The following is an 18,795-nucleotide window of genomic DNA, read 5'->3' as shown; positions in this document are numbered from 1 at the left end:
TTGACTCAACTTTGGATTGACATTGAAACGAGGCTGAGTACAGTTGAGTGCAGAACGCTCAACTAGCCGATTGTTGAGTGGGCTCCCGATAACCCACCCGCCCAGCGGACCGGTGCCGGGGGCAATCTCGAACATCGGCCATTGAAAGGAAACAAGATATGTCACGTGCAGTAGGTATCGACCTCGGAACCACTAACTCCGTGGTCTCTGTCCTTGAAGGTGGCGAGCCCACCGTCATCGCCAACGCAGAAGGCGGCCGCACCACGCCGTCGGTCGTTGCGTTCTCCAAGTCCGGCGAAGTCCTGGTTGGCGAGATCGCAAAGCGCCAGGCCGTCAACAACATCGACCGCACCATCGCTTCCGTCAAGCGCCACATGGGCACCGACTGGTCTGTCGCCATCGATGACAAGAAGTACACGCCGCAGGAAATCTCCGCGCGTATCCTCATGAAGCTCAAGAACGACGCCGAGAGCTACCTGGGTGAAAAGGTCACCGACGCCGTGATCACCGTTCCGGCATACTTCAACGACGCCGAGCGCCAGTCCACCAAGGAAGCCGGCGAAATCGCAGGCCTCAACGTCCTCCGCATCGTCAACGAGCCCACCGCGGCTGCACTGGCTTACGGTCTGGACAAGGGCAAGGAAGACGAACTCATCCTGGTCTTCGACCTCGGTGGCGGTACCTTCGACGTCTCCCTTCTCGAAGTCGGCAAGGACGAAGACAACTTCTCCACCATCCAGGTCCGCGCAACCGCAGGTGACAACCGCCTCGGTGGCGACGACTGGGACAACCGCGTCGTCGAGTGGCTGCTGAACCAGCTCAAGATCAAGGGCATCGATCTCTCCAAGGACAAGATCGCCCTCCAGCGTCTCCGCGAAGCTTCAGAGCAGGCAAAGAAGGAACTCTCTTCCTCCACCAGCACCAACATCTCCCTCCAGTACCTGTCCGTCACCCCCGACGGCCCGGTCCACCTGGACGAGCAGCTGACCCGCGCCAAGTTCCAGGACCTCACCAAGGACCTGCTGGACCGCACCAAGAAGCCGTTCCACGACGTCATCGCTGAAGCCGGCATCAAGGTCTCCGACATCGATCACATCGTGCTCGTCGGTGGCTCCACCCGTATGCCCGCTGTCTCTGAGCTCGTCAAGGAACTTGCTGGCGGCAAGGAGCCCAACAAGGGCGTCAACCCGGACGAAGTTGTAGCCGTCGGTGCTGCACTCCAGGCCGGTGTCCTGAAGGGTGAGCGCAAGGACGTCCTCCTCATCGACGTCACGCCGCTGTCCCTCGGCATCGAAACCAAGGGTGGCGTCATGACGCACCTCATCGAGCGCAACACGGCTATCCCCACCAAGCGTTCCGAGACCTTCACGACCGCTGACGACAACCAGCCGTCCGTGGCCATCCAGGTCTTCCAGGGCGAGCGTGAATTCACCCGCGACAACAAGCCGCTGGGCACGTTCGAACTGACCGGCATCGCTCCGGCACCCCGTGGCGTCCCGCAGGTCGAGGTCACCTTCGACATCGACGCCAACGGCATCGTCCACGTGTCCGCCAAGGACAAGGGCACCGGCAAGGAACAGTCCATGACCATCACCGGTGGCACGGCGCTCTCCAAGGAAGACATCGACCGCATGGTCCGTGAAGCCGAGGAGCACGCCGCAGAGGACAAGGCCCGCCGCGAAGCTACGGACACCCGTAACTCCGCCGAGCAGCTCGCCTACTCTGTGGACAAGCTGATCGCCGACAACGACGACAAGCTGCCGGAAGAGGTCAAGACCGAGGTCAAGGCCGACGTCGACGCCCTCAAGTCCGCGCTGGAAGGCACCGACGACGCCGCCGTGAAGACGGCCTTCGAGAAGCTCCAGGCTTCCCAGACGAAGCTCGGCGAAGCCATCTACTCGCAGGCAGCCGCAGCTGACGCTCCGGGTGCCGGTGCTGAAGGTGCCCCGGCTGGCGGCGCTGGTTCCGGTGCGTCCGACGAAGACATCGTCGACGCTGAAATCATCGACGAAGACGAAGCGAAGAAGTAGCCATGCCCCACCACGGCAACGAAGCAGAGCACTCTGAAGGAAACGAGCCGCGCAAGCCCGTAATCCGGGACAACCGCAAGGTTGACCCGGAAACCGGGGCTGCCCGCCACCCCGAAGGCGAAGCTGCTGCTCCCACCGAAGGCAACACCGCCCCCACGGAAGGTGACGCTCTCTCCCAGGCTGAGGAAATCCTCAACGGGGTAGAGGTGCCGGCCGAGGAATCGGTAGCCTCCGGCGCCGCGGCGGAAGCCCAGGCAGCGGAGCTCCGCAATGACCTCCTTCGCCTTCAGGCTGAGTATGTCAACTACCGCAAGCGCGTCGAACGCGACCGCGCCGTAGCAGGGGAGATGGCCGTCATCGGCGTCCTGAACTCCCTGCTCCCGGTGCTGGACGACGTCGACGCCGCCCGCCAGCACGGTGACCTCGAAGACGGCCCCTTCGCCGCCATCGCCACCAAACTGGAGAACGCGCTAAAGACGTACGGACTGGAACGCATCGCGGAAACCGGTGTCGAATTCGACCCCACCATCCACGAGGCACTCATCCAGCAGCCCGGCGAGGACATCGACGTGGACACGGTCAGCCAGGTGCTGCGCTCGGGATACCGCTCAGGCGAGCGGGTCCTCCGCGCGGCCCAAGTGATCGTCGCGGTTCCGGCGTAGTACCCCTCTCGAGATGGCAGTTTGTGACAGTGTTTGACTAAAACATTGGCACGAACTGCCATCTCGTTCCCCAAACGAAAGGAAACGCTCTTGGCCAGCCAGGACTGGGTTGAAAAGGATTTTTACGCGATCCTTGGTGTTGCCAAGGACGCGTCCGACGCGGATATCAAGAAGGCTTACCGCAAGCTAGCCCGCGAGCATCACCCTGATACGAACTCGGGGAATGCAGCTGCGGAGAAGAAGTTCAAGGACATTTCCGAGGCCTACTCGGTGTTGTCCAACCCTGAGGACCGGCAGCAGTACGACGCTATCCGTGCCATGGGTGGTGCCCGGTTCGCTCCGGGTGCCGGCGCCGGGCGTGGTGGTGCTGGCGCCAACGGTGGGTTCGAGGACCTGTTCGGTGGTTTGTTTGGTGGCGGCGGGCGGCAGCCTTCGGGCGCCGGCGGTATTCCTCCGGAGTTTGCTGACCTGTTTGGTGGAGGCTTTGGTGGTGGCCAGACCGGGTTCCAGCGTGCTCCGCAGAAGGGCTCGGATCGCACTGCGACGACGTCCATCTCGTTTGCCGGTTCCATCAAGGGCACTACTGTGAGCCTGCGTGAAAGCAACGGCCACGTGATCGACGTCAAGATTCCCGCAGGCATCAAGGACGGGCAGAAGGTCCGGCAACGCGGCAAGGGCAACGTTGGTCCCGCCGGAAACGGTGACCTCATCATCACCGTGAATGTGAAGCCCCACGAGTTTTTCCAGCGCGACGGCGACAACATCCGCATCCACGTGCCCGTTACCTTCGCAGAAGCTGCGCTCGGCGCGACTATCGATGTTCCAACGATCGACGGCGACACCGTCAAGGTACGCGTCCCGGCCGGGACGCCGTCCGGTCGCACCCTCCGGGTCAAGGGCCGCGGCGTGAAAACGTCCAAGGCGACTGGTGACCTGCTGGTGACTATCGACGTCGCCGTCCCCCAGAACCTGAACAAGGAAGCGGAGGAGGCCGTGAAGGCATTTGCTGCCGCGACCACCGACGCCAACCCGCGTCACGATCTGGCCGCGAAGGCCCGGTTGTAAGGAGACGGTCATGGCAATCGACGTCAACCAGCCGATCTTTGTCATCTCCGTCGCCGCGGAGCTTGCCGACATGCATCCGCAGACGTTGCGCCAGTACGATCGCCTGGGCATTGTCTCGCCCAGCCGTGCCCCCGGGAAGTCCCGGCGGTACTCCCAGAACGACGTCGATAAGCTGCGGGAGGTCCAGCGCCTCTCCCAGTCCGGCGTCTCGCTCGAAGGCATCAGGCGCATCCTGGACCTTGAAAACCAGGTAGCGGCGTTGCAGTACCGGGTGGCCGAACTGACAGAAGAACTAACCCGGCGCCGAAGTCCTTTGGACACGCGTATTTTCGCGGCAGGAGCAGCGGGCGACGTCGTCAGTCTGGCCCGCGGTCAACGTCCCCGTGCGAGGTCGCAAGCCGTTGTGGTGTGGAGGCCGCGGCCAGAGCAGTAGGCCATCTCACTCCAGAACAGTGTCAGCATGCCGGTGCGCAACCTTCCACTCGCCATCCTCGCGGCGGTACACCTGGGTGGCCCTCAGGACCTGGCTCACCGGCTGCCCGGTAACCGAGATTGAGGATCGCTCCAAACCAGCGGTGTAGGCCATGTCGCCAACGACGTCGTAGGCCTGCAGTTCGAATGAGTAGGCGGTGCAGTCGGAGAACCTGTTGGCCAGATCTGTGAAAAGCCGGCCGACTTCTTCCTGCCCGACGGCGTTGCGCCAGGCGCCCAGGACGCTCACGGGCTCGTGGCTGGACCAAATGGCCCGACGCGGGGCGGAGTCTCCATTGAGGAGGGCCACCTCAGCCTGGTAAAGCGTGGTCCTGACCCAGGCAAGGAAGTCATCGTTCTCGGTCATGTCCCCAGTATGCTCCCGCACGCGAAGGAGGCACTGCCGGAACCTGTAACAGTGGACTCTCCCGCGCCGTCATCAAAAGGAGTGTGATTAGTAGGAGAGCTCCTATGAAAGAGAGGCCCACGATGGCACCCAGCGAAACGGCACGACGCAATCACGACGAACTCTTCCCCGGTCAGCTTCCAGCCTTGGCGGTTACAGACCCCGAACTCGTGGAGATCTTCAACAACTTCGCTTTCGACGAGGTATTGAGTCACGGAAGACTGGATACCAGGACGAGGCTCATGGTTCAGCTCGCGTCTCTTATCGCGTCACAAGGAATGCGTGAGTACCGTGCATTGCTCGGAGCCGCGCTTACGGTGGGAGTGACCCCGGTGGAGGTGAAGGAACTTGTCTACCAAGCCGTCCCCTACGTCGGCATGGGCAAGGTTTCGGATTTCCTGCACGCCACCAATGAAATCCTCAAGGAGCACGGCGTGGAACTACCTGTTTCCGGCCAGTCCACCACTACCCCGAAAGACCGAGGGGAGAAAGGTCTGGCTATCCAGAGGGAGATCGCAGGCACAGAACGCATCGACGATATGCGTGCAGCTGCTTCAGCTGATGAAATGCACTTCCAGGAGTACCTTGCCGGGAACTGCTTCGGCGACTATCTGACACGCACCGGCATTGATGTTCCGAGACGTGAACTCCTCACGTTGTCCATGCTTGTCTCCCTTGGCGGCTGCGAGCCACAGGTCAAGGGGCACATTCTGGCGAATCTGAACGTAGGGAACAGCCGCGGGCTGATGCTGGACGTCATCACGCAATTGCTGCCATACATTGGGTATCCCCGTACGCTCAACGCCCTGCGCGTACTCAACGAGACGGTGCCGGCATCCAACGCAGGGTAGGGCTGGCTTTAGCTGTGGATCGTAGCCGGAAAAGGACGATAATAAAGTCATGGCACGGCAAGAAGGGCACGTGCTAGTGGTTGGCGTGTAGGCGCTGGAAAGCGTCCCATGCTCGTGTAGTGAGGGAAGATTCCGATGTCGTTGTCGGATGAAGAACGCAGGAGTTTGGAAGAGCTTGAGCGGGATCTCGCTTCATCGGATCCTGACTTGGACCTCCAGCTGAAGTCGGGGCGCCCGCGAGGTGCAGTGGCGCGCTCAGTTTTTGGTGTCCTGGCAGTTTTGGCCGGTTTCGCGATGGTCATTGCCGGGATCATCACACAACTCGTCCTTGTGGGTGTGGTCGGGTTCCTGCTCGCTGGAACAGGCGCCTACTTACTGTTCAGCAGGATGGTCCTCAGGAGACGGACTCGCCGACACGATGAGGGCAAGCCGGACTAGCCCGGCACCGAGCTAGTCCGTAGAAATCCGCCAGCTTCAGTACGTCCGGCCAGCTTCAGTAGGTCTCCGGGGGCACATCCGTAGGCGAAGCAGCGAGGTCATTCGGCGTGGTCGGCTTGGCCGTCTGCGCGGCCGGTTTGGCAGGGACAGGTTCCCCGGGAGGCACCATCATTCGCCATGCGAGCACCAGGCCTGCGCCGACGCCAGCAACTGCGAGGGCAACCATCCATCCGGCACGCGGGGAACTCCGCTGACTGGTTCGGCGGCTCAAAGTCTGCGTTGTCCTCTTGACCGCTCTGGCCGCGGTGCGCTGAGCCCTTTTTGCGGCTTTACGGTTCCCGGTCAGTGTGAGCATCACGCCGTGCACCACAGATGGAACGTCGGCGTGATTGATCCGGGACAACGCCCACCCCACGACTGCATCAGCTTGCGACGACGTGCCCTCAGCAGCATGCTTCACCCACTCGGCGGCGAGGTCCTGGACTGCGGGAATGATGTTTTGTGCTTTGTACATGTGAACCCCTCACGGAGTAGATGGCCCCGTTGCCAGACTACGCCGAGGGCTGCGGGACCAACAGGTGCCCGAACACAACGCTCGTTCAGGTCCGGATTACCGCTGCCAGCTCCACAGGCTTCTCCAGTCCGGCCCACTTCCCGCTGAGAATCAACTCGCTGTGGAGCTCCGGAGATGCAGCAGCGCTGGCCGAAGAATCAACATCGACAACCCGCGATACCTTCAAGCGAAGCTCACCAGCATCAATGATGGTCACGCCACTGCCCGATACGGGGGCCGAGGCACTCAAGGCGGGGACACCGGCGTCGAGCGTTCCGCTTCCCTTCACGTTGACCGTGCTGGGCCGGGGCTCGCGTTCGCCGTCGACGATCAGTGCAGCCTCTTCCTGGCCGGTGAGGATGGCAGTGGCGAGGGCCTTGACGTAAACGGGGTCGGCGCAGGCGTCGTAGACCCACCGCTTGCCGAGGACGGAGTGGTCCATGGTGCCGATGAGCCATTCTTGGGCGCCGGCCAGTTCGTAGCCCCTGTAGCTCAGGGGGACCTGATAAATCCGCTCTCCCGCAGCGACGACATGTGTCTCGAGCCCGACCTCGCCGGCGGGGTCGTCAAAACGGTAGGCCCCAATGAGTTCCGGGGCGCCATCCTGGACGAACCAGGGCTGTGTCGGCAGGTATCCAGCGATGAGTTCGAGCTTGGACGGGGACAGGGTTGCCTTGTGAATGATCGCCATGTTCTCCAGCCTAGGCCAGGGCGGCGTGCTGTTCGATACGGGTCCCGATGCGCGGCCTCGCCCCTGCACTGTTTACAATCGAAGGGACGCGCCGACTATTGAGGGAATCATGAAGAAACTCACCACTGTCCTGATCGCTGCCGGGCTGCTTGCCACGGCTTCAGCTTGCTCTTCGCCGCAGCTGACCACCGCAGAAACGTGTGACCGGGTGGGTGTCGCCGTTGCCAGCCTCCCGAGCAACGCCAGCAAGACCGCAACCATTCGCGTCGCCAACGCCATCCGCCCGATTGAACCGGTTGCTTCCAATGAGATGAAGCCCGTGGTCACGGCCATCCTTGAATACTCGGATGAACTCGTGAAGGAATCCCCGGACGAGAACAAGATGGGTGAGCTTTCCGCCGCCTACCAGGAAGCCGGCACCAAGTACGGCGAGCTCTGCCGCGGCTAATGACGCCCGCGGCCTAACGGCTACAACACCCGATGTTCTCTCACATCACAGCCCTTAAACCCGGACGTTCTCTCACATGATGTGAAAGAACATCCGGGAAAAGACGTCAGGATGTGAGAGAACATCAGGGGGCTAGCTAGGGCGCGCGGAGCGCCGCGTGGAAGGCGAACGAAGCGTTGCTCCAGATCACGAACAGCAGGGGCGCCGGGGCCAACGCGATGCCCAGAACGGGCTGAAGCACGGCTGCAGAGGCAATGATCCCGAGCAGGACCAGCATGGCCAGGCTCAGATACCAGCGCTGGACGGCCAAATAGAGCGAGGCCTTGAGGATGCTTTTCAGCCTTGCCTCGGGAAGAAGCACGACGCCGGCAATCGCCGTCACGGTAAGGCTCACCGCCACGGCGGCTACTACGACGATCAGCGGCACGAGGACCGCAGCAGTCGGCATTGCAGAAACGATCGCGAGATCCACACCGAGGAACATCAGCAGGCCAACAGCGCCCAGGCCCAATACGGCAGTCCTGCCAAAACTGCGCTTGTATCCCTGAAGGAAAGCAGCCACCGGCTTGACCGCGCCGCCGTCGTCGTTCAAGGCCTTGAAGGCAGCGAAGATGCCCGCGAGGGACGGCGCGATAGTTACCGAAAGCGCCAGGAAGAACGGCCACGCAGCGGCGGGGTCGGCCACCAACGACAGGCTGAGGACCAGCGGAGCGTTGGCTATGGCGAGCAGGACGTTGCCGACCAGGAACGTGTAAATGAAGCCGAAAATGCTCCCAAAGGTTTCGAACCCCGGCCCGGCCCACCGGCGTCGCTTCTGCTGCAAAGTCGTCGCACCCACAGCACTCATCCTTTCATCCCGCTGGTTGCGATGCCCTGGATGAAGTAGCGCTGCCCGATCAGGAAGATGATGAGGATCGGGATCACGGAGATCACTGAGCCGGTCATGATCATGGCGTACTCGGCGTCGAACTGGCCAACGAAGGAACGCAAGCCCAGCTGGACAGTCCAGAGGCGGTTGGACGTGAGGTAGATGAACGGACCCATGTAGTCGTTCCACGTGTTGACGAAAGTCAGCAATGCCAGGCTTGCGAGCGCAGGCTTGGACAAGGGCAGTATCACGCGGGCCCAGATACCGTACTCGCTCAAGCCGTCGATGCGGGCGGCTTCGCAGAGCTCGTCCGGGATGGTCATGTAGTACTGGCGCATTAGGAACACACCGAACGCGCCGAATGCCTGCAGCAGGATCAGGGCGTTGAAGCTGTTGGTCAGTCCGAGCTGCTGCATCATGATGTACTGCGGAACCATGTAGGCCTGCCACGGAACGGCGATGGTGCCGATGTAGCAGAGAAAGAGCACATCGCGGCCCGGGAAACGGACCTTGGAGAAGCCGTAAGCGGCCAGCGAACCCGTCAGCACCTGGAGGCACGTGATGACCACCGCAAGGTACAGGGAGTTCTGCAGATAGCCCATCATGGGGATGCGCGTCCAGATGTCCGCGTAGTTGCTCCAAACGAATTCTTTGGGAACCCACTGAATGGGGACGGTGAGGACCTGGTTGTTTTCCTTCAGGGAAGAGGAAAGCATCCAGATGAACGGCACCATGAGCGCCACCACCAGCACCACTAGAACGCCGTAGATGACGTAGTTCGCGGTCCGCTTCTTCTGCTCGCGGGGCGAGCGCTTTCGATCCGTACGACGGCGGTCTTCCGCGCTGGGTGCGCCGCCCTGTACGGACGACGCTTGGACGTTGAGCTCCAGTGCTTTGAGGTCTTCAGCCATGTTGGTCATCAGCGTTCCCTCCGCTGTTGGATCTTGAATTGCAGGACGGTGATCGTCAGCACGATGATGAACAGGACCAGTGAAATGGCCGAGGAGTAGCCGAACTTACCTTCGCCGATGCCCTCCTGGTAGATGAGCTGGGACAGCACCGTGGTGGATCGGCCAGGGCCACCATTGGTCATAACCACAATGAGGTCGAACACCTTGAAGCTGGAGACCGTCAGCATGACCACCACGAAGAACGTGGTTGGCCGCAGCGACGGGATGGTGACGTTCCAGAAACGCTGCCAGGCGCTGGCCCCATCCACTTCCGCGGCTTCGTACAGCTCCGTCGGAATGGCCTGCAGCCCAGCCAAATACAGCACCATGTAGTAGCCCATGTCACGCCACACGCTGGTGATGATCACGGCGGGCAGGGCCCAGTCCGAGCTGGATGTCCAGCCCGGAGCCTCGGCGATGCCCACAGCGTGAAGGAACTGGTTGATCGGGCCGGTGTCCGGGCTGAACAGCATGTTCCAGACGACCGCTACGGCCACCAGGGACGTAATGTACGGAAAGAAGATCGCTACCCGGAAGAAGCCGATGCCCTTGAGCTTGCGGTTCAGGAGCATCGCGAGGATGAGAGCGAGCGCCATGGTGAGCGGGACATGGCCGAGTGCGTAGACAACCGTGTTCCGCAATGCGATCCAGAAGGAGTCGCTGGCGAACATGCGCTGGAAGTTGGCCAGGCCCACCCACTTGGGTGCGCTGAACGAGGTCCATTCCATGAAGGAGAGCGCGAACGCCGCCAGGACCGGAATGAGGGTGAAGGCCAGGAACCCAAGGAAGTTCGGAAGGATGAACGTCCAGCCGATCAACGTATTACGCCTGGCCTGCTTCCTGTTGCCCCGGCTGAGTGCCGGGGCAGGCGTCGGGGTGATGGTTTCTGTAGTCATGATGGTTCTTACTGGCCGAGAACTTCACTCTTGACGCGCTTGTCCATCTCAGCGATGCCGTCGGTGACGGACTTCTCGCCGACCATGATGAGCTCGTGCTCCTGGTTGAGGATTTTGTCCGTGGCTGCGGACTTATCGCTGACGGGCATTTCCAGGGCGGTGTCGCCCGGAGTGAAGGCCTTCTTGGACAGCTCGTCCGTGGGCATTCCGTCGAGCTTGAAGTATTCGGCTGTCACGGAATCGTTCTGCAGGGCAGGCACAACGCCGATCTTGGAGATAGCCTTTGCTCCTTCTTCGCCGGCTGCCCATTCGATGAACTTCTTGGCTTCATCGGAGTGCGCTGCGTTCTTGTTCACAGCGAAGGCAGTGGGCGAACCGAACGTGGTGACCTTGCCGTCGTCGTTCTTCTGAGGCATTGGAGCCAAGCCCCAATTTACGTTGGTTTTGCCATCCTTCTTGGCCTGCAGAAGACTGGAAATGTACCAAGTGCCCATGGGCATCATGGCTGCCTGGCCGGATTCGAACATGGTGCGGTAGCTGGTCTTCTGGCTCTTGGCAGTGCCGAAGTCCAATGTGGCTCCGGATTTCTGCAAGTCCAGGGCGGTGTTGTACTGGTCCTGGAAGTAGCCGTACTCGCCGCTGTTCTGGTCAGCGCCGTTCTGCGCCGCTGAGATTGCCTGAACCACGGAACGCCAGATGTGGTGGTAGGTACCGTATACCTTCTTGCCGTCCGCTTGGCTGGTGAGCTTCTTGGCAAGCTCTGTGTACTTCTCCCAGGTCAGGTCCTTGGGGTCTTCAACGCCGGCGGCCTTGAACAGGTCTTTGTTGTAGTACAGGAGCCAGAAGTCCTGACGGTAGGGTGCAGCGAAGTACTTTCCATTGATATCGAACGCATCGATGCTGGCCAGGTTGTCCTTGCCCACCTTGTCCACCACGCTGTTGATTTCCTGCAGCTGGCCGTTGTTGGCGTAGCGGGAGTAATCAATCACGTTCTTCATGGTCAGGACGTCGGTGGTGTCGCCACCCGCCAGCATCGTGGTGACCTTCTGGGGGTAGTCGTCAGCCAGGATGTCCACGGGTTCAATATCCACGTTGGGGTGGGAGGCCTCGTAGCCGTCAAAAAGGGCCTTGAACTCCGGAGTGCCCGCATAGTTCCATACCGAGACAGTCAGCTTGGTCTTGCCGTCGGCCGCCTGCGGTTCAGCGGGACCCGCAGCGCCGGCACAGCCGGTGAGTCCGAGTCCTGCAGTCACCGCAAGGGCGATTACGGCGAGGGTTGTGCGCTTCATTGCGTTCTCCTTGGTTGGGGTTGGGAAGTCTGCCGCAGCTGCGGCTGTGTGTGGTTGGCTGTGTGGTCGCTGTGTGTGAGGGGCTAGGCGCTGAGGCCGAGGTCCTCGTGAACTACTTGGGCCAGGAGGTCCTTGCCGGCGAGGTACCGTTCCAGGTCGTCAAGGGCGGCATCGGACATCCGCCGGGTTTCGGTTCCGAGTGAGCCTGCGATGTGTGGGGTGATGATCACATTGGGGAGGTCGTACAGTGTGGAGTCAGCGGGCAGTGGTTCAGGTTCCGTGACGTCCAGCAGGGCGGTGATTCGTCCGGTGGCGCACTCTTTTTCCAAGGCCGCGGTGTCAACCAGGGAACCGCGTGCAGTGTTGATAAGCGTGGCGTGGTCTTTCATCGCCTGCAGCTCCTGAGTACTGATCATGTTGCGGGTTTCGGGTAGGGCAGGCGCATGGATAGTGACCACATCAGATACCGGCAGCAGTTCTTCAAGCGTCACTAGCCTGCCGCCTGCCGCAGCCACCTCGAGGGGACTGGCATGGGGGTCGCAGACCAGGCAGGTTACGTCCTGGAGCTGCTGGACCAATTGGACCACCCGCCGTCCGATCCGTGAGAATCCGATCACGCCCACCACGCGGCCGATATTACCCAGCTCGCCGCGCTCGCTGATGTAGCTCCAGTTTTCGCGGAAGGTGCGGGCATCGTTGGCCAGGACGTGGGCTTTCTTGCCGGCCAGGACGATCGAAGCGAAGGTGAATTCGGCGACGGGGATCGCGTTGGCATCGGCACCGTTGGTGACAGTGATTCCGCGGTCCCAGAGTGCCTCACTGACGAAGCTACGTACCGTTCCTGCACAGTGAAAAATTGCCCGGAGTTTGGGCATGCGCTCCAGGCGCTCGGCGTTGAGCCGGGGAACTCCCCAACTGGTGAGGAGGATTTCCACCTCTTCCAAGCGACCGTACAGCTCAGGATTGTCCAGGCAATCCGTCCACGGCTCATTTCCAAGATCCACCAATTCTGCCAGCCGCTCCAGTCGCGTGGAATCGAACTGATCAGCAAAGGTTCCGCTATTCATGACCAGCATTGCCTGGGGCTTGAGCGACATTGAGGGGATCCTCCCTTCGGATTTCAGCCGGCCTGTTCGACCGGTTATTTATGTGTTGCATCACATCTAATAATCAGTACATACTCATGAACAAGACAGTTCATTCAACTCAATCGAGCTTGATCCTAAACGTTCACACTCGAACAAATGAGAGAAGAATTCCTATGGCAATCGGCACCGACGCCGTCCAAGCGCCACCATTGCTCACTTCGTGGGGCTCCCAGGCTGAGGCTGGCTCCCTCGTTGAATCGCTTCGCGGCGCACGCGATCGACTCACCGTTCGTCCAGCATCCGACGCCGGATGGCAGCGCGTTGCTGCACGCTCGCTCACGAAGATACGCAGCCAGGCCGTGACGGAGAAGGGCACTCCCTGGCCTCAACCGCTCGTGTCCCATTACGCGCGCTATTTTCGTGACGGCAACCGCACGGCCTATGAAGGACTCGTGGCGAGCCGGCAGCAGCGGCTGACGCGCGCCGTCGTGATGGCTGCGGTGGCGGGCCCCGACCAAGGCGGCTGGCTTGATGAAGTGATCGACGGCGCCTACCTCCTGTGCGAGCAGAGCTCCTGGAGTTGGGCTGCCCATGATGATGTTTTTACGCGCAACGGCGAAGTGGTTCCTGACCGCTCCCGCCCATACCTGGACCTGGGCGCCGGTGAGGTAGTTGCCCAGCTCGCGTGGCTGGATCTGGTGCTTGGTGAGCAGCTGGATGAGCGCGCTCCTGGATTGCGGAACCGCATTCGCTTGGAGACCGACGAGAGGGTAATCCGCCCGTTTCTGGACAGGCTGGACTGGCACTGGCTGGGCCTCAACGGGGACGTCCACAACTGGAATCCCTGGATCCACTCGAACATCATCGTGGCCGCGCTGTTGCTTGTGGATGACCCCGAACTACAGGCTCAAACGGTTGCCCGCTGCATCGAGGGACTTGACCGTTTTCTTGCCTCGATTCCCGCTGACGGCGCTATTGACGAAGGCTTCGCCTATTGGTGGAACGGGGCCGGTCGCGCCCTTGAAGGACTCGCCGTCCTCGAGCAAGCTACCGGCGGAACGCTCAATGTGGACCTGCCGGTGATCCGCAAACTCGTCGCGTTCCCGCACCGGATGCACCTGGGTCATCGTTGGTTCCTGAACGTCGCCGACGGTCCTGCCCGCGCATATCAAGGCCTGCCATGGGACATGCTTCACCGCTGGGCCGTGCGACTCGGTGACTCCGAGGCAGCCCAGCACGCCGCAACCTTTGCCGCCGTCGAACCCGAACCCGACCCGCGGGCTGGACTAGGCCGCGTCCTCACCTCCCTCACCCAACTAAGTAGCAGCACAGCGCGTTTTGAGCCCTCGAAACGCGCACAGCTGCGACCTGGTTGGGGGACGTACCTTCCTTCCGTCCAGATCATGATCGCCCGGCAAACTCCCGGCACCACAGACGGGCTCACTCTCGCGGCCAAGGGCGGGCATAACGGTGAGCACCACAATCACCGCGACGTCGGGTCCGTGGTGGTCGCCATGGACGGGGTCCCCTTGCTGGTCGACGCCGGCCAGCCCACCTACACCGCGCAGACGTTCGGCCCTGATCGGTATCAGATCCGGGCCATGCAAAGCGCGTGGCACAGCGTGCCGGCGCCGTTCGGCCTGGAGCAGGGGACCGGTTCGTCCTTCGCGGCTACGGTTCTCCAGGAGCCCACTCCCGAGGAGCCGGCCCTCGCACTCGGACTTGGCTCCGCCTACGGGCTGGACCACGCCGAGCAGTGGATCCGGACCTCCATGCTGAACCGGGAACTTGGAACCGTGATGATAGATGACCGGTGGAACCTGCCGCCAGCGCCAGCGGAGGGAACGCCCGACGTCGACATCACCTATCTCGCGGCCGGCACCGTTCGTTTGGGTCATGACGCGACGGCGACGGTCACGCCCGACGGCATTCCCAACGTGGAAACCACCAAGGGAGTGCAGCTCCGCTGGAAGCCGGCGACCGCCGTCGTGCTCGTGGATGAATGGCACCTCGACGATCCGCTCCTCAGTGGCGTTTGGGGCGAAAAGCTAACGCGCCTGCGATTCCGCATGCCCGCCGAAACCAGCGCTTCGGGCGCATTCACCCTCACTGTGGAGACCATCGATGACTAACGAAACAAGTCCCGAGGGGAGCGGTAAGTCGCTGTTTTCGCTGCAACGGCGGGAGCGGTTGATGGAGGAACTGCGCGCCCACGGTGCTATCACAGTGCGCGACATCGCCTCGAAACTCGGTGTCAGCGAACTGACCATCCGGCGTGACGTGAACATTCTGGCCGATGAAGGCCTCGTTTCCCGCGTGCATGGCGGCGCTACGCTTCCCAGTCCACTGGACCGCTCAGTTGCGGTGGGAAGGCCATCGGCGCACAGCTATTCCATCGGCATGGTGGTTCCCTCGCTCGACTACTACTGGCCGCAGGTCATCAGCGGTGCCCGCGGCGAGGCCGAACTGCAGAACCTCCGGATTCTGGTGCGCGGCTCAGCCTACGATGCTGCTGATAATCGTCGCCAAGTCCAGGCACTGCTGGATACCCAGAACATCGACGGGCTGATCGTGGCGCCGGATATGAGCGGTGAGCATGGCAAGGAGCTGCTGCGCTGGCTCAATGCTTTGCCCATCCCCGTGATCCTGACCGAGCGGCGTGCGCCCTCCGAGATCCCGGCCCACCGCCTTGAATGGGTGGCGACTGATCATGCATTCGGGGCGGGAATGGCTGTGCGGCACCTGTGGCAGGAGGGGCACCGGATGATCGGCTGCCTCACGGATTCCACCAGTCCCACCAGCCCGCACGTGGTCCGCGGTTGGAAGCAAGCCCTTGCCGCCCTCAAGATCCCGCTGGACAAGTCCATCAATGAGGATTCGGCCAAGCTGGATAATGGCGAACGCGCCAAACATTTTGACCACGTCCTGGAGCTGTGCCGTTCTTCGGGGACCACCGCTATGTTGGTGCACTCAGATACCCAGGCCGTGGCGTTCGTGCAGCATTGCGTGGACCGTGGAGTGGATGTTCCCGGCAGCATGGCGATCGTGGGATACGACGACGAAGTGGCCTACCTTGCCGAGCCTGCGATCTCAGCGGTGCGGCCCCCCAAAAGCTACGTCGGCAAGGTTGCAGTGCAGCTCATGGCTGCCCGCCTGGCTGAAGGAAGGATGCGCCCAGTGCATCGGATTGACCTGAACCCTGAACTGATCGTGCGGGAGTCGTCCGTGGGTGCGCCCCGCGTCCGGACTGACGTTGTGCTGGAGGATTCGCTCTGATGGCTCTTGTGCTGCCTCCGCTGGACTTTGCATTGTCCCCTTTTACAGGCCTGACCCGCGATCACTGGTGCTCTTATGCGGATTACTTGCTGCGTTCGGCCCACCGGTTTGGGACCGAGGACCACGCGAACATTCACCTCCCAGGCGCCAACAGCCGGTACGGCCCTCGCAGCGATTCCCTGGAAGCCTTCGCCCGTACCTTCCTGCTGGCTTCGTTCCGCATCGCCGGGGATCCCGCCAACACCGGCTGGATCGCCGAGTGGTACGCCGAGGGGCTCGACGCCGGAACCAACCCCGCAAATCCCAACCGGTGGCCGACGCCAGGGGAGCTGGGACAGGCGAAGGTTGAGGCGGCGTCGTTGGCGGTTGGCCTGGCACTGACCCGCGACGTTCTGTGGGAGAAGCTTCCGGAGCGCGTACAGGAGCAGCTCATAGCCTGGTTCGAGACCGTGATCGGCGAGGACTATCCGCCCATCAACTGGGTGTGGTTCCAGATTGTGGTGGAGACGTTCCTGGCTTCTGTTGGTGGGCGCTACTCGGACGAAGACATCGACGCCGGACTCGCCATCCACGACTCGCTCTACCGGGGCGGGGGCTGGTTTGCTGATGGTCCGGAGCGCGCATACGACCACTACGTCGGCTGGGCTTTCCAGGTGTACCCGCAGCTGTGGGCTCTGATGGCACCTTCCGGTCCCCGGGTTTCCGCACGCAAGAAGCTCGACGGCGACCGGCTGGCTGATTTCCTGGATGACGCTTCTTACCTGGTCGGGTCCAACGGGGCTCCTATGATTCAGGGGCGAAGCTTGATATACCGGTTCGCAGCCGCAGCGCCGTTCTGGGCAGGGGAGTTGTCCGGGCACACACGTCTGCAGCCGGGTTTGGCGCGCCGGACTGCCTCCGGAATGCTCGACTACTTTGCCCGGCACGGGTCCATCACTGAGGATGGGCTCCTGTCCATCGGCTGGCACGGCGAGTTCGCGGGTATGAAGCAGGCGTACTCCGGTGCCGGATCGCCGTACTGGGCTGCGAAGGGGATGCTCGGTTTGGCCCTTCCGGCGGATCACCCTGCGTGGACTGCCGTGGAAGCCCCCTTGCCTGTTGAGGTTGCCGACACCCAGCGCTTAATCGCGGCTCCGGGGTGGCAAGTGGATGCGACTGTTTCCGACGGTGTGGTGCGGATCCGGAACCACGGAACGGACCACGCTGTGCCTGGGGCTTTGGTTGCCGACAGCCCTCTTTACGCCCGGATTGGGTACTCCACGCACACGTTCCCTGACCTCTCCGCAGAGTCCGTGGACAACGCGGTGACGTTCGCTGACGTTGATGGTGCGCTGACGCATCGGACCGGGTTTGAGTACCTTGGTTCGTCTTCCGAGGGCGGAGTCCAGGTGGGCGCTTCACGGTTCACTGCTCACTGGATTACTCCTGATCCCGACGCCGGCCCCGACCACGGCAGTGGGGTTGCCGGAACTGCGACTCCCGGGCCTTCCGTCACAGTGGTTTCTGTGACGCGCGGGGCTGTGGAGCTTCGGCTGGTTCGGGTGCGGGGTGCTGCTTCTTCGGGGGCTTCGCTGCGAATTGGTGGCTGGCCGGTGGATGCTGCGTCTTCCGTAGTGAGTTCTGTGCGGGCCGTGCCTGGGTTTGGCTTGGCGTTGGATGCTTCCGGCACGTTTGTCCGGTCCGGCGCCCACCCGATGGGTTCGGAACTCACTATTCCGTGGGTGGGAACCGCGGGCACCGCGCACGACGGCGACTATGCCGCCGTCGTGATTCTCGCCGGTGACGGAGGTGCTTCGGAGGAGGCAGGTGTCACGTACGTTGCCGAGGGCGGTGGCCGGTTCGAGTTCACCGACAGGACGTCAATATCCCTGGAGCGACTCGCCCATTTCGACGCGTAGCTGCGCATTCGACGTTGCGCATGGCCTTGTGCGCAGCTAGCCATCGAATCGGGCGACTCGCCACGTTGCAGTAGGCTCGCGGAATGACTCAACTTGAGACGAAGGTCCGGCTCCTCGCAGCCTATGATCAGCAGCTTCGTACCGATGCGGAGACTCCGAGCGCATTGGAGGTCACTGAGCACGGCCGCCTTCGTCTGGCGACGTTCCTTGGCGGCCGCGGGTTCATCACGTACCGGGACCTCGGCGATGCGGATGAGCAAAGCGTCAGGCGGCTCGTCGAAGAGGCGATTGCGTACTTCCAAGCCAAACCCGAAATCATCAAAGTCGAATGGAAAACCCGCGGACACGACTTTGCTCCAGGTTTGCACGAGGCTTTGTTGCACAATGGCTTCACTGAAGACGATCCGGAATCGATCACGATCGGTGAAGCCCGGGCGTTGAGCGTAGATGTGCCTCTTCCCGACGGCGTGACGCTGCGGCAGGTGGTCGACGAACCGGACGTGCGAGCCATGAGCGCGATGCAGGACGAGGTGTTCGGCGAACCGGTGTCGGATGAGATGGCTGATGCCTTGCTGCGCCGGCTTTCTCTGGACGAGAGCATGGAGCTGTGGGTGGCAGAGGCGGACGGTCAAATCGTCAGCGCCGGACGGCTCGAACCGGTCCCCGGCACCGACTTCGCCGGAATCTGGGGTGGCGCGACCCGCCAAGAATGGCGTGGCCGCGGGATTTACCGGGCGTTGACGGCACGCCGTGCCCAGTCCGCGCTCGCTAACGGTAAGACGCTCATCCACAGCGACTCCACCGAATTCTCGCGCCCAATTCTGGAGCGCTCCGGACTGCTCAAGGTCTCGACGACCACCCCGTACCGCTGGGCGCGTGGCTGACGAATCAGTCTGTGGCCAACACGTTTAAGCA

The 18,795-nt window shown here is 62.1% G+C and carries 19 protein-coding genes; 11 read left to right on the top strand and 8 right to left on the bottom strand.

Going from position 1 to position 18,795, the window contains the following annotated elements; genetic code table 11:
* Positions 1-158: 158 nt before the first annotated feature.
* The 4 genes from dnaK to VUN82_21920 all read left to right on the top strand — a co-directional run bounded on the left by dnaK (position 159) and on the right by VUN82_21920 (position 4,190).
* The gene (dnaK, locus tag VUN82_21935) at positions 159-2,030 is read left to right on the top strand and encodes a molecular chaperone DnaK (GenBank protein XAS71712.1); all 1,872 of its coding nucleotides are present in this window, start codon (positions 159-161) and stop codon (positions 2,028-2,030) included.
* A 2-nt stretch (positions 2,031-2,032) separates the two neighbouring features.
* Complete coding sequence (locus tag VUN82_21930; GenBank protein XAS71711.1) at positions 2,033-2,692, top strand: nucleotide exchange factor GrpE; 660 nt, start codon at positions 2,033-2,035, stop codon at positions 2,690-2,692.
* A gap of 90 nt (positions 2,693-2,782) precedes the next feature.
* Positions 2,783-3,757 (top strand): DnaJ C-terminal domain-containing protein, encoded by a 975-nt coding sequence (locus VUN82_21925; protein ID XAS74763.1) that lies wholly within the window; start codon positions 2,783-2,785, stop codon positions 3,755-3,757.
* Positions 3,758-3,767: 10 nt separating this feature from the next.
* The gene (locus VUN82_21920; protein XAS71710.1) at positions 3,768-4,190 is read left to right on the top strand and encodes a helix-turn-helix transcriptional regulator; all 423 of its coding nucleotides are present in this window, start codon (positions 3,768-3,770) and stop codon (positions 4,188-4,190) included.
* 6 nt (positions 4,191-4,196) lie between these two features.
* Here VUN82_21920 and VUN82_21915 read toward each other — a convergent pair whose 3' ends face one another.
* Positions 4,197-4,595: a nuclear transport factor 2 family protein gene (locus VUN82_21915; protein XAS71709.1), complete on the bottom strand. Its 399-nt coding sequence runs from the start codon at positions 4,593-4,595 to the stop codon at positions 4,197-4,199.
* 104 nt (positions 4,596-4,699) lie between these two features.
* Here VUN82_21915 and VUN82_21910 point away from each other — a divergent pair, with 104 nt between their 5' ends.
* Together VUN82_21910 and VUN82_21905 are read left to right on the top strand one after the other, a co-directional pair.
* Positions 4,700-5,485, top strand: a complete 786-nt coding sequence (locus tag VUN82_21910; GenBank protein XAS71708.1) for a carboxymuconolactone decarboxylase family protein — start codon at positions 4,700-4,702, stop codon at positions 5,483-5,485.
* Positions 5,486-5,620: 135 nt separating this feature from the next.
* On the top strand, positions 5,621-5,923 hold the full coding sequence (locus VUN82_21905; protein ID XAS71707.1) for a DUF3040 domain-containing protein: 303 nt from the start codon (positions 5,621-5,623) through the stop codon (positions 5,921-5,923).
* 55 nt (positions 5,924-5,978) lie between these two features.
* On the opposite strand, the gene VUN82_21900 is transcribed toward VUN82_21905, so the two are convergent.
* Both VUN82_21900 and VUN82_21895 read right to left on the bottom strand, forming a co-directional pair.
* Positions 5,979-6,437, bottom strand: a complete 459-nt coding sequence (locus tag VUN82_21900; protein ID XAS71706.1) for a hypothetical protein — start codon at positions 6,435-6,437, stop codon at positions 5,979-5,981.
* An 85-nt stretch (positions 6,438-6,522) separates the two neighbouring features.
* Positions 6,523-7,167, bottom strand: a complete 645-nt coding sequence (locus VUN82_21895) for a hypothetical protein (GenBank protein ID XAS71705.1) — start codon at positions 7,165-7,167, stop codon at positions 6,523-6,525.
* A gap of 109 nt (positions 7,168-7,276) precedes the next feature.
* Between VUN82_21895 and VUN82_21890 the strand changes: the two genes are divergently transcribed.
* Positions 7,277-7,615, top strand: coding sequence for a hypothetical protein (locus VUN82_21890; GenBank protein XAS71704.1), 339 nt, complete (start codon positions 7,277-7,279; stop codon positions 7,613-7,615).
* A gap of 136 nt (positions 7,616-7,751) precedes the next feature.
* Here the strand turns inward: VUN82_21890 and VUN82_21885 are convergent, their stop codons facing one another.
* The 5 genes from VUN82_21885 to VUN82_21865 form a co-directional block, all read right to left on the bottom strand.
* The gene (locus VUN82_21885) at positions 7,752-8,453 is read right to left on the bottom strand and encodes a hypothetical protein (GenBank protein ID XAS71703.1); all 702 of its coding nucleotides are present in this window, start codon (positions 8,451-8,453) and stop codon (positions 7,752-7,754) included.
* A 5-nt stretch (positions 8,454-8,458) separates the two neighbouring features.
* Positions 8,459-9,403 (bottom strand): carbohydrate ABC transporter permease, encoded by a 945-nt coding sequence (locus tag VUN82_21880; protein XAS71702.1) that lies wholly within the window; start codon positions 9,401-9,403, stop codon positions 8,459-8,461.
* A complete protein-coding gene (locus VUN82_21875) occupies positions 9,403-10,329 on the bottom strand; it encodes a sugar ABC transporter permease (GenBank protein XAS71701.1) in 927 nt (308 codons plus the stop codon). Before VUN82_21875 ends, VUN82_21880 begins: the two co-directional genes overlap by 1 nt.
* Before the next feature lie 8 nt (positions 10,330-10,337).
* The gene (locus VUN82_21870) at positions 10,338-11,618 is read right to left on the bottom strand and encodes a sugar ABC transporter substrate-binding protein (protein XAS71700.1); all 1,281 of its coding nucleotides are present in this window, start codon (positions 11,616-11,618) and stop codon (positions 10,338-10,340) included.
* Positions 11,619-11,701: 83 nt separating this feature from the next.
* Positions 11,702-12,715 carry a hydroxyacid dehydrogenase gene (locus VUN82_21865; protein XAS71699.1) on the bottom strand — a complete coding sequence of 338 codons (1,014 nt, stop codon included), beginning with the start codon at positions 12,713-12,715 and terminating at the stop codon, positions 11,702-11,704.
* Positions 12,716-12,879: 164 nt separating this feature from the next.
* On the opposite strand from VUN82_21865, the gene VUN82_21860 reads away from it, so the two are divergent.
* From VUN82_21860 to VUN82_21845, 4 genes are all read left to right on the top strand, one after another.
* A complete protein-coding gene (locus VUN82_21860) occupies positions 12,880-14,838 on the top strand; it encodes a heparinase II/III family protein (protein ID XAS71698.1) in 1,959 nt (652 codons plus the stop codon).
* Positions 14,831-15,982, top strand: a complete 1,152-nt coding sequence (locus VUN82_21855; protein XAS71697.1) for a substrate-binding domain-containing protein — start codon at positions 14,831-14,833, stop codon at positions 15,980-15,982. Before VUN82_21860 ends, VUN82_21855 begins: the two co-directional genes overlap by 8 nt.
* Positions 15,982-17,880: a DUF2264 domain-containing protein gene (locus VUN82_21850; protein XAS71696.1), complete on the top strand. Its 1,899-nt coding sequence runs from the start codon at positions 15,982-15,984 to the stop codon at positions 17,878-17,880. The genes VUN82_21855 and VUN82_21850 overlap by 1 nt, the downstream gene beginning before the upstream one ends.
* Positions 17,881-17,963: 83 nt before the next feature.
* The gene (locus VUN82_21845; protein ID XAS71695.1) at positions 17,964-18,764 is read left to right on the top strand and encodes a GNAT family N-acetyltransferase; all 801 of its coding nucleotides are present in this window, start codon (positions 17,964-17,966) and stop codon (positions 18,762-18,764) included.
* The last annotated feature ends 31 nt before the right edge of the window (positions 18,765-18,795 follow it).

The organism is Micrococcaceae bacterium Sec5.1 (assembly GCA_039636795.1).
In the GTDB taxonomy this organism is placed as follows: Bacteria; Actinomycetota; Actinomycetes; order Actinomycetales; family Micrococcaceae; genus Arthrobacter.
The sequence above is the reverse complement of the archived record's forward strand: the minus strand, read 5'-3'. Positions and strand labels throughout refer to the sequence as shown.

Bases quoted from the DNA above. Each gene is read 5' to 3' on its own strand.
- VUN82_21920 (XAS71710.1), top strand. From the start codon at position 3,768: ATGGCAATCGACGTCAACCAGCCGATCTTTGTCATCTCCGTCGCCGCG.
- VUN82_21900 (XAS71706.1), bottom strand. From the start codon at position 6,437: ATGTACAAAGCACAAAACATCATTCCCGCAGTCCAGGACCTCGCCGCC.
- VUN82_21910 (XAS71708.1), top strand. From the start codon at position 4,700: ATGAAAGAGAGGCCCACGATGGCACCCAGCGAAACGGCACGACGCAAT.
- VUN82_21930 (XAS71711.1), top strand. From the start codon at position 2,033: ATGCCCCACCACGGCAACGAAGCAGAGCACTCTGAAGGAAACGAGCCG.
- dnaK (XAS71712.1), top strand. From the start codon at position 159: ATGTCACGTGCAGTAGGTATCGACCTCGGAACCACTAACTCCGTGGTC.
- VUN82_21860 (XAS71698.1), top strand. From the start codon at position 12,880: ATGGCAATCGGCACCGACGCCGTCCAAGCGCCACCATTGCTCACTTCG.
- VUN82_21890 (XAS71704.1), top strand. From the start codon at position 7,277: ATGAAGAAACTCACCACTGTCCTGATCGCTGCCGGGCTGCTTGCCACG.
- VUN82_21880 (XAS71702.1), bottom strand. From the start codon at position 9,403: ATGACCAACATGGCTGAAGACCTCAAAGCACTGGAGCTCAACGTCCAA.
- VUN82_21905 (XAS71707.1), top strand. From the start codon at position 5,621: ATGTCGTTGTCGGATGAAGAACGCAGGAGTTTGGAAGAGCTTGAGCGG.
- VUN82_21855 (XAS71697.1), top strand. From the start codon at position 14,831: ATGACTAACGAAACAAGTCCCGAGGGGAGCGGTAAGTCGCTGTTTTCG.
- VUN82_21850 (XAS71696.1), top strand. From the start codon at position 15,982: ATGGCTCTTGTGCTGCCTCCGCTGGACTTTGCATTGTCCCCTTTTACA.
- VUN82_21845 (XAS71695.1), top strand. From the start codon at position 17,964: ATGACTCAACTTGAGACGAAGGTCCGGCTCCTCGCAGCCTATGATCAG.
- VUN82_21875 (XAS71701.1), bottom strand. From the start codon at position 10,329: ATGACTACAGAAACCATCACCCCGACGCCTGCCCCGGCACTCAGCCGG.
- VUN82_21870 (XAS71700.1), bottom strand. From the start codon at position 11,618: ATGAAGCGCACAACCCTCGCCGTAATCGCCCTTGCGGTGACTGCAGGA.
- VUN82_21915 (XAS71709.1), bottom strand. From the start codon at position 4,595: ATGACCGAGAACGATGACTTCCTTGCCTGGGTCAGGACCACGCTTTAC.
- VUN82_21865 (XAS71699.1), bottom strand. From the start codon at position 12,715: ATGTCGCTCAAGCCCCAGGCAATGCTGGTCATGAATAGCGGAACCTTT.
- VUN82_21895 (XAS71705.1), bottom strand. From the start codon at position 7,167: ATGGCGATCATTCACAAGGCAACCCTGTCCCCGTCCAAGCTCGAACTC.